We start from the raw sequence: 9,713 nt of genomic DNA, 5'->3' as shown, positions 1-9,713 counted from the left end.
TGCCCGGCGAGAATCTCCCATGACCCCGGACCCCGCAGACTCCTCCACCCTCACCACGCCTGGCGCATCGGCGGTCGATGAGCGGCACCTCTCGGCGGATCTCTCCATGGACGCCGTCACCCTGCGGGTGGGCGACCTGGAGACCATGAGCTCCTACTACGAGAACGCCCTGGCCCTCAGCCCGCTCGAGGAGACCGCTCGCGCAACGGGCGAGGTGCACCGGGTGCTGGGCCGTGGCGGCGTCCCCTTCGTGCGGCTGGTCTCCACCCCCGGACTGCCTGCCGTGGACCCCCGCCAGGCGGGACTGTTCCACACCGCGTTCCTGTTCGAGGACCAGGCGTCCCTGGCCGGCACCGTGCTGCGCGCCGCGCAGGACCCCCGCTCTCGCTTCGCCGGCACCGGCGACCACCTGGTCTGTCGCGGCGCCGGCCCCGTGCCGCCTCCCTGGGTCTGGCCGACGTGGGCCTCACCCTCCCGGCCCGCGAGGACCTCGACGCTCTCGCGGCCCGGCTACGCGCCGCCGGCCTCGAGTTCGCCGACGACGGCCGCTCGATCACTGTCACCGATCCCTGGGGCACCCCCGTGACCGCGAGCCTTCCTGGCACCGGGGTGGAGGAGCTGCTGGGCCGCTGACCGGAAGTGGTCTCGCCGCTCCGGGGCGCAGCCGCGGCGCAGCTCACCGGCCATCTGCTGGATCGGCGCCTCCATCGTCCGAATGTCCGCCTCCGGCCTGCTCGCGGTCCTCCACCATGGCCCGTCGGCGCTGCACGACGGCGCCTGCCAGGCCCAGCGCCACCCCGATGGCCATCCATGCACCCAGCCAGGTCAGGTCGTCCGCGGGATCGATCCAGCTGCCCCCGATCGCCCCGCGGAAGGCGTCCACGGCATGGGTCATCGGCAGGTACGGGTGGATGGCGCGGAAGAAGCCCGGCAGCGTGGGGGTGGGGTAGGTGCCGCCGGCTGCGGAGATCTGGAGGGCCACGAGCACCAGCGCCACGAACTTCCCGACCGGCCCGAACAGGGCCCCGAAGCCGTGGTTCAGCGCTACGAACACCGCACTGGTCAGTGCCGCCATGCCCAGCATCAGCGGCAGGTCCGTGACGGTGATGCCCACCGGCCCGTGCAGCACCGCCACCGCGATCGCGGACTGCACCAGGCCCAGGGCGAGGGCCGGGAGCAGACCGCCTGCCAGCAGCCGCACCGGGCCAGCTCCAGCGGCGGCTGCCTCCATGGAGAACGGCGGCATCATCAGGAAGATCGCCATGGCACCGACCCACAGGCTGATCGCGAGGAACAGCGGGGCGAGGCCCTCACCGAAGCGGGTCAGCTCATGGTCGCGAACGAAGTCCATCTGCACCGGGTCAGAAGCGGTGGCGGCGATCGCGGAGCTCTGCTCGTCGGTGTACGAAGGCACTTCGTCCTTGGCGTCCTCGAGACCGTCCCGCAGTTCAGCGGAACCGTCGGCCAGCTCCCCGGCGCCTTCGTTGAGGGTCTCTGCTCCCTGGGACAGCTCCCGAGCCCCGTCGTCCACGGCGCCGGCGCCGTCGGCGAGCTCGGCGGCGCCGGAAGCGAGTCGACCGGAGCCGTCGGCCAGCTGCTGGGCGCCGTCCTGAGCGGTGCGGACCCCGTCGGCCAGGCGGTCCGCACCCGAATAGAGTTCGCGCGCACCCGAGGCCAGATCGTCGGCGCCGGAGCGGGCGGTGCTCACCCCGTCGGTGTACCGGCCGACGCCGTCGGCCAGCTCGCTGGCGCCGTCGCGCGCGGTGCCGGAGGCGGTGGCCAGACGATCAGCACCGCTGGCGACCTGCTGGGCGCCGGCGTCGAGGCGGTGGATGTCCTGTGCGCCGCGCTGAAGGGTGTCCAAGGTGCCCGGCAACGACTCGGCTGCCGCGCGGGCCTGCCCCGTGAGTTCCGCGGCCAGATCGCGCGCTGTGGGGCTGCTCTGCCCGTCGCCGGGCGAGGGGGGCTCGAGCGCGGAAGCCAGTGCGGAGTCCAGGGAAGAGGCGTCGTCGGCAAGGGTCCCGGTGGAGTCGGAGATGCGGGAGGTGGCGTCGGCGATGGCGGACGTGGTGTCTGCCAGCCCGTCCAGGTACGCGGCGGTGCGGTCCGCTGCCCCCGTCATGTCCGCGGCGGTCTCAGTGATCGAGGTGGACTGCTGGGAGGCAGTGGCCGTGGCGTCATCGGCGGCGGTGGCGTCGGCAGAAGCGGCCTCGGCGTCGTCCCGCACCTGCTGTGAGGTGTCCGTGATGTCCTTCAGCTTCGCGCACAGTTTCGGGGCCGACGAAGGAGCGGACGGCTCCGCTGCGGTGTCGCTCGCCGGGTCGGCGTCCGCAGGATCGGTGGACCCTGCATCGGCGGGTGCTTCCGGGCCGCTGCAGTACTCGGCGGCCAGTTCGTCCACCGCCTCGGTGTACGACCGGGTGCCCGATGACGACACGGCAGCGCTGTCGGCGGCGGTCGCGGTGGCGGTCTTGGCGTCCTGAACGGCGGTATCCAGGGCAGAGGCGTCGTCCCCGATGCTCGCGGCACCCTCCTTCAGAGTGGTCGCATCAGCGGACCTGTCCGCCGTCTCCGAGGCCAGGGCCTGCGCGTCCGCGTCAACTGCCTTGGCATCCTCGTCCAGAGCGGCCGCCGCGGACGAGAGAGTGCCCGCATCGCCCCCCACAGACTGGTCCAGATCATCGAACCGGGCGTCCACGGCGTCCTGGAGGGCATCGATCGCGACGATCAGGTCGTCACTGACGGCCTGCACGCTCTCGGTGGTGACTCCGAGCTCCTCGGCCCTGTCCTGTGCCGCGCGGACGGTCTCGTCCAGCTGCCGGGTGCCGTCCGCGACCTGATCAGCGCCGTCGGCGAGGGAAGAGGCACCATCGGCGAGCTGGCCCGTGCCATCGGCGAGCTGCTGGGCCCCGGAGCGCAGCGGCTGGCCCGCGCGGTCCAGGGTCGCCAGGCCACCGCTGAGCTGATCCGCGCCCGCGCTGAGTGAGGCGGTGCCGTCACGGAGGGTGACCGCACCGTCGCTGAGCTGATCCAGCCCTACCACTAGGTCGAGGGCGCCCTCGTGAAGGGTTGAGGTCCCGGCGGCGAGGTCGTCCGCGCCGGAGGAGAGCTGCCCGGTGCCGTCCACCAGCTCTCCCGCGCCGTTGACCAGATCGCCGGTGCCGTCGGAGAGCTGCGCGGCACCGTCAGCCAGGTCGGTGGCGCCGTCAGCGGCGTCGGCGATCCCGCTGTGGATGGAGGTGAAGCCCACGTAGATGCCGTCCAGGTACTGCTCCAGCACCGTGGAGCGCAAGGAGTCGGTCAGGGCCTGACCGACGGACTTGGTGAAGTTGCCGCCGACGTAGTTCACGGCGTCGTTGGTGGTGACGGTGAGCATGGCCGGAGCAGCCTGGGCGGCTTGCTCCGGGTCACTGCCCAGGGCGGCGATGTTCGAGGAGAAGTCGGAGGGGATCTCCACCGTGGCGCCGTAGGTGCCGTCCGCCAGGCCGCGGTGGGCCTGGGCAGGAGAGACCTCCACGAAGTGGAAGGCGGTCTCCTCGTCGATCTCGAGCAGGGATTTGGTGAACTCGGCCCCCACGTCGATGGTGGTGGGCTCACCTCCGGCAGGGGTGAACGACGCCTGCTGGTCCTGGTTCACCACGGCTGCGGTGATCTGGTCGAGACTGTGGGCGGGGTCCCGGAAGGACCATGTCATGTTGCCGGAGTAGATCACCGGCACCAGCGCCAGACCCAGCACGAACACAGCTGCGATCGGCTTCTTCCACTCCCGGGGCAGCAGGGCTGCTGCGCCGCGCGCTGTGGCGGAGGTGCCTCGGCCGACGGCCCTGATGCCCTTGCCGAGAGCGCGGGCTGCTGAACGCGATGCCGTGGCCAGGCCACGTGCCGCCGTCGTCAGCACGGCCAGGAAGAAGCGCAGGATTCGCATCATGAGCCGAAACGATACATACGTGTACCGAGTTGCGGTATTACTCCGTGGTAGGTGTGGCGCGGTAGACGAAGGTCCCGTGGCGCGAGACGCATTGCTGCCGGACGTGGGCGAGGGCCTCGGAGTTGTGGGAAGAGGCGGAGTGGGGCCCCGTCAGCCCTTGAGGTCCACCACCCACGGCTCTTGGACCAGATTCTGCGGGTCCCACCGCTCCAGCACGTCCGCGGCGGTGCGGCAGCCGGGAAGGCCCAGGGAGTCACCGATCCGCTCCACCACGTCGGCCGCGCTCTCGCCCCGCGCCAGGCGGTCGCGCAGCGTCACCGCGCCGTCCCGCTTGGCAAGGCGGGCGCCGCCGGTGTTCACGGCCAGCGGCACGTGCGCGTAGGTGGGCTCGGGCAGCCCCAGCAGGTGCGCGAGGTAGGCCTGGCGGGGGGCCGAGGTGAGCAGATCATCGGCGCGGGTCACCTGGTCCACCCCGGCTGCGGCATCATCCACCACCACGGCGAGGTTGTAGGCCACCACCCCGTCGCCGCGGCGCAGCACCAGATCGTCCACCACGGCGGTGACCTGCCCGGCCCACAGGTCGGTGACGGTCCACTCGTTCACCTCGGCGCGCAGGCGCAGGGCCGGTTCGCGTCGCAGCTCGCGCATCTTCGCCCGGCCCGTCTCGCGCTGATCGTCCGTGAGGTCCCGGCAGGTGCCGGGGTAGGCGCCGGGAGGGGAGTGCGGGGCGCTGGGCGCGTCGAGGATCTCGCGGCGCGTGCAGTAGCACTCGTACGCGGCACCGGCGACCTGAAGCTGCCCGATCGCCGCCTCGTGCGCCTCGCCGCGCTCGGACTGCCGCACCACCTCGCCGTCCCAGTCGATGCCGAGGGCCACGAGGTCCTCCAGCTGGCGTGCCTCGGAGCCTTCCTTCACCCGATCAAGGTCCTCCACGCGCAGGTGGAAGCGACGGTGCGTGCGGCGAGCCAGGGCCCAGGCCAGGATCGCGGTGCGCAGGTTCCCCAGGTGCAGGTCCCCGGAGGGGGAGGGGGCGTAGCGGCCGGCGCCGGCGGGGTGGGGGGCCAAGGGCGCAGCCGTCGGCATGGAGCGCTGTTCCGGAGGCGGGGCGGGGGCGTCGGGCATGCACGCCAGTCTAGGAAGCTCGGCCCACCGCCACCCTCGGTACCGCCCAGCTCGAGCGCGCCGGCGTGCGCGCACCTGGCTGCACGAGAGGGCCTGACACCCCCGCGACACCGGCCCGACACTTTCCCGTCGCCCGGCCCTGCGACCCTGCCCCTCCAGGCTCGCGATGGCCCGCTCCCTGCTGGCCGCATCCCCCCCCTCGGAAGGAGCAGTGCACGATGAGCACGACGATCTCTGTGATCGGCGTCGGATACCTGGGCGCCGTCCACGCCGCCAGCATGGCCGAGCTGGGCCATGACGTGATCGGCCTGGACGTCGACGCCGATCGCGTGGCCGCCCTGAACGACGGCCACGCGCCCTTCCACGAGCCCGGGTTCGAGCAGATACTGCGTCGCGGCCTCCAGGCGGACCGCCTGCGCTTCACCACCGACTACGCGGACCTCGCCGATGTCGAGGTGCACTTCCTGGGCCTGGGCACCCCGCAGCGCACCGACGGCAACGGCGCCGACCTCCGCTACCTGCGCGCCGCCGTGGACTCCCTGCGCGAGGTGCTCCCCGCTCGCGGGGGCGCCCCCACCCTGGTGGTGGGGAAGTCCACGGTGCCGGTCGGCACCGCCCGCACGCTCGCCGAGCAGCTGGGGGCGGTCGAGGGCGTGCACCTGATCTGGAACCCCGAGTTCCTGCGTGAGGGGTTCGCCGTCAAGGACACCCTGGCCCCCGACCGCCTGGTGTACGGGGTGGCCGATCCCGAGGACCACGAGGCCACCGAGGCCGCGGTCGGCCGGCTCGACGCGGTCTACGCGCAGATCCTGGAGCGCGGCACCTCCCGCCTGGTGATGGGGTTCGAGGCCGCTGAGCTGGTGAAGGCCTCCGCCAATGCCTTCCTGGCCACCAAGATCTCCTTCATCAACGCCATCAGCGAGATGTGCGAGGCCACCGGTGCGGACGTCACCGACGTGGCCCGCGCGATCGGCATGGACGACCGCATCGGCCCCAAGTTCCTGCGGGCCGGCGTGGGCTTCGGCGGTGGCTGCCTGCCCAAGGACATCCGCGCCTTCATGGCCAGCGCCGAGGACCTGGGGGTGGGGGAGTCCCTCGCCTTCCTGCGCGAGGTCGACGCGATCAACGGGCGCCGCCGCATCCGCGTGGTCGAGCTGGCCGCTGAGATGCTGGGGGCCGAGACGACCAGCGGGCTGCGGGGCCGACGAATCACCGTGCTGGGAGCCGCGTTCAAGCCCGACAGCGACGACGTGCGCGACTCCCCGGCCCTGGAGGTGGCCTGCCGGCTGCGTGAGGCCGGGGCGCAGGTGCGGATCACCGACCCGGAGGCGCTCGCCGGTGCGGCCCGACGGGCACCCGGCCTGGAGACCGAGCAGGACACCGACCAGGCCCTGCGCGGCGCCGAACTGGTGCTGCTGCTGACCGAGTGGGGCCAGTACAAGGAGCTGGACCCGGCCCGCACGCGGGAACTGGTGGAGGTGCCGCGGATCATCGACGGCCGCAACGTGCTGGAGCCGCGGCAGTGGCGCGAGGCCGGCTGGGAGTTCCGAGCCCTCGGGCGGCCCTGAGCGGGCCCCCAGAGGGTCCTGAGCTCAGTCGGCGATGCGAACGACGGCGCGGCGACCGCCCTCCGTGGAGGGGGCCGCCGCGCCGTTCAGCGAAGCGTGCGGGCCGGGGCCCGCCGGTCAGGCCGCGATCGGGGCCGCGACGTCAGGCGGGTGGTCTCAGGCGTCGCCGCGGTGGGTGCCGCGCTTCTCGCCGTCGACCTCGCCGTTGGTCTTGCTCTCCTCGAGGTCCGAGTCGACCTTGACAGTCGTCGGCTCGACGTCGGAGTTGCGGTCCTCACCCTTCAGGGACTGGGCCACGTCACCGGCATCGGCCGAGCCGACGGTGTCGGACACGGTCGAGGAGTCGGTCTCCGAGGAGGCCGAGGCGGGGTAGTGCGCACGGGCGAAGTCCGCCGGGGGAGCCCACGGGTCCTCCACCGGGCGGGTCTTCTGCCAGGCCACGTACCCGGCGGCGGCACCGGCGGCAGCCAGGCCCAGGACCAGCAGCACCTTGCCGGCGCCGCCGTTCTTCTTCTGCGGGGTGGGGGTCAGCGCAGCGGCGCGGATGTCCGCCTGGCCCTTGTCCAGCTCCGCCCGGGCCGCGTCCACAGCCGCGCGCAGCACGTTGTTCGTGGTGCTGGCGGTGCGACGGGCACGCGGGTAGTAGTCGTCCTGCAGGTCGTGCATGAACTTGTCGGCGAAGGGGCCGACGGCGGCGGTGAGGCCGGCGATCTTGTCGCCCTGGTGACGCAGCTTGTCCTCGACGGCCGGACGCACCTGGTCCACCAGGCCGCGGCCGCGGCTGCGGGCCTCGCGAGCGCCCTCGGACACGACCGGTCCGATGGTCGCGGCGAGCTTCTGCAGCTCGATGATGGCCTTCTCCGCCTGCTGCTGGGTCGAGCCGGCAGCGGCTGCGGTCTTCTTGGCCTGCTTCTTGGCCTTCTTGGTCTCCCGCTTCGTGGTCAGCGCCATGAGGGATTCCCCTTTCGGTCTGTATCCGCCGGATCGGGCCGACGGCGGTCCCTGGACCCCCGCATCCGGGTGGACGCGGCGGATCCGTGTGGCACAACTCTAACGCGTGCCCGCATCCCGGTTCCCAGCCGAACGGTATGTCCGACCGGAGTGCGGACCGGCGGTGACGCATCGGCAGGGAGCCGGCAGGGACGTGCGCGGCCCGCCGTCGCGGGCCCCTGGCCCTCCCACGGCGGTGTGCGAGGATGACGCCATGTTCGCAACTCTGCACACCAACCACGGGGACATCCGCCTGGAGCTGTACCCCGACCACGCCCCGAAGACCGTCGAGAACTTCGTGGGCCTCGCCGAGGGGACCCGCGAGTTCTCCGACCCCGAGAACGGTCAGAAGGTCACGCGCCCCTTCTACGACGGCGTGATCTTCCACCGCGTGATCTCCGGGTTCATGATCCAGGGCGGTGACCCGCTGGGCACCGGCACCGGCGGCCCCGGCTACACCTTCGACGACGAGATCTCGGAGAAGAACTTCAACGAGCCCTACGTGCTGGCCATGGCCAACGCCGGCAAGCGCATGAACGCCATCACCGGCCGCCCCTCCGGCACCAACGGCTCCCAGTTCTTCATCACCGTGGGCCCCACCCCGCACCTGCAGGGCAAGCACACCGTGTTCGGTGTCGTGGCCGACGAGGACTCCAAGAAGGTCGTCGACGAGATCGCCGCCACCAAGACCGACATGCGCGACCGTCCCCTCGAGGACGTCGTCATCGAGTCGGTCACCGTCGAGCGCTGAGCGCACCCTGATCCCGCACTGACCGCGCGCCCGTCGGCGCGACGTGACGCCCCGCCCGGAGCACCAGCTCCGCGGCGGGGCGCTGCCGTCATGCCCCGTCCCGCTTCCGACCGATCGACCCGGCCCGGCCCTCCCCACCGCGGCCGCAGGCCGATAGCCTCCGAGCATGACGCAGCGACACCTGGCCGGAGCCCGCATCCTCGCGCAGGGCCTGGTGGGCCCGGTCCGCTTCCGCACCCCGCTGGAGGCGGCCCGCTCCTTCGGCGCCCACCAGGGGCAGGACCTGCCCGGCGTGATGGCCTCCCTGGCGCTGCGCACCGGCGGTGACCTCACGCGCGTGTACGCCGCCTTCGACAGCGGACTGATCGTGCGCGGCTACCCGATGCGCGGCACCGTGTTCGCGGTGGCCGCCGACACCCTCGCGTGGCTCACCGAGCTGTGCGCGGGCGCCTCCGTGCGCTCGGCCGTCAAGCGCCGCAGCGGCCTGGGCCTGGAGGAGGAGCACTTCGGCACCGCCCGGCGGGTGCTCGAGGAGCTCGCGGCTGAGCAGTCGGACCCGGGCGTGGGCCGGGGCGTGCTGCGCGGGGAGCTGATGGCGGCCTGGCAGGGGGCGGGCCTGGCCACCGACGACGGTCGCGGCTACCACATGCTCACCCACTTCCTCTCGACCGGGGTGGCCGCCTACGGCCCCTGGCGCGACGAGGGGGAGACCGCCGTGGTGCTGGCCGAGCGGTGGCTGCCCCACGGATCCGATCTCGAGGGCACCTTCGGCGGGGACGAGACCGCCGCCATCGCCGAGCTGGCCCTGCGCTACTTCACCAGCCACGGTCCTGCGACCGTCCGGGACCTCGCCTGGTGGTCCAAGCTGCCGATGAGGCGCATCGACCAGGCCCTGGGGCAGGTGGGCGACCAGCTCGAGCACGGCTTCGCCGACGCGAAGGGCGTCCTGCACTCCCAGCCCGGCCGGGCCACCGGCGGCGACGGGGAGAAGCTGTGGTTCCGGCCCGGCCTGCTGGAGGAGTACGCCAAGCACGAGAAGGAGACCATGGCCGAGCTGCTGCTGCCCGGCTTCGACGAGCTGGTGCTGGGCTACCGCGACCGGCTCTACCTGATGGACGAGGAGCAGCACCGCGCGCTGGTGCCGGGCAACAACGGGGTGTTCAAGCGCGCTGCCCTGCGGCGCGGCGCGCTGGTGGGCACGTGGGGCCGCACCGGCGCGGCCGGGAAGCGGCGCCTGGACCTGAAGGAGCTCGCGGAGGTCACCCCCGCCCAGAAGCGCCGATTCGAGAAGCTGTTCCAGGCGTTCCCGTACACGGTCGTGTGAGCGCCCACCGCGGGCGGGGCGCCCGGTCCA

At 72.6% G+C, this 9,713-nt stretch carries 6 protein-coding genes and 1 pseudogene; 4 read left to right on the top strand and 3 right to left on the bottom strand.

Features of this window, described 5'->3' with window-relative positions; translation table 11 throughout:
• Positions 1-19: 19 nt before the first annotated feature.
• Positions 20-633 (top strand): annotated as a pseudogene (locus tag M3B01_RS09000) (VOC family protein).
• Between the two features lie 43 nt (positions 634-676).
• On the opposite strand, the gene M3B01_RS08995 reads toward M3B01_RS09000, so the two are convergent.
• A complete protein-coding gene (locus M3B01_RS08995; protein ID WP_259791384.1) occupies positions 677-3,928 on the bottom strand; it encodes a YhgE/Pip family protein in 3,252 nt (1,083 codons plus the stop codon).
• 150 nt (positions 3,929-4,078) lie between these two features.
• Positions 4,079-5,011, bottom strand: a complete 933-nt coding sequence (gluQRS, locus tag M3B01_RS08990; RefSeq protein WP_259791386.1) for a tRNA glutamyl-Q(34) synthetase GluQRS — start codon at positions 5,009-5,011, stop codon at positions 4,079-4,081.
• Between the two features lie 257 nt (positions 5,012-5,268).
• On the opposite strand from gluQRS, the gene M3B01_RS08985 reads away from it, so the two are divergent.
• Complete coding sequence (locus M3B01_RS08985) at positions 5,269-6,618, top strand: UDP-glucose/GDP-mannose dehydrogenase family protein (protein WP_259791382.1); 1,350 nt, start codon at positions 5,269-5,271, stop codon at positions 6,616-6,618.
• 156 nt (positions 6,619-6,774) lie between these two features.
• On the opposite strand, the gene M3B01_RS08980 is transcribed toward M3B01_RS08985, so the two are convergent.
• Positions 6,775-7,569 (bottom strand): hypothetical protein, encoded by a 795-nt coding sequence (locus tag M3B01_RS08980; protein WP_259791379.1) that lies wholly within the window; start codon positions 7,567-7,569, stop codon positions 6,775-6,777.
• A 253-nt stretch (positions 7,570-7,822) separates the two neighbouring features.
• Here M3B01_RS08980 and M3B01_RS08975 point away from each other — a divergent pair, with 253 nt between their 5' ends.
• Positions 7,823-8,359 (top strand): peptidylprolyl isomerase, encoded by a 537-nt coding sequence (locus tag M3B01_RS08975; RefSeq protein WP_193866860.1) that lies wholly within the window; start codon positions 7,823-7,825, stop codon positions 8,357-8,359.
• 166 nt (positions 8,360-8,525) lie between these two features.
• Complete coding sequence (locus tag M3B01_RS08970; protein WP_259791374.1) at positions 8,526-9,683, top strand: winged helix DNA-binding domain-containing protein; 1,158 nt, start codon at positions 8,526-8,528, stop codon at positions 9,681-9,683.
• Positions 9,684-9,713: the final 30 nt, after the last annotated feature.

This window comes from Brachybacterium sp. p3-SID957 (genome assembly GCF_025144775.1).
Taxonomy (GTDB): domain Bacteria; phylum Actinomycetota; class Actinomycetes; order Actinomycetales; family Dermabacteraceae; genus Brachybacterium; species Brachybacterium epidermidis.
This window is presented reverse-complemented; position numbering and strand designations above follow the sequence as displayed.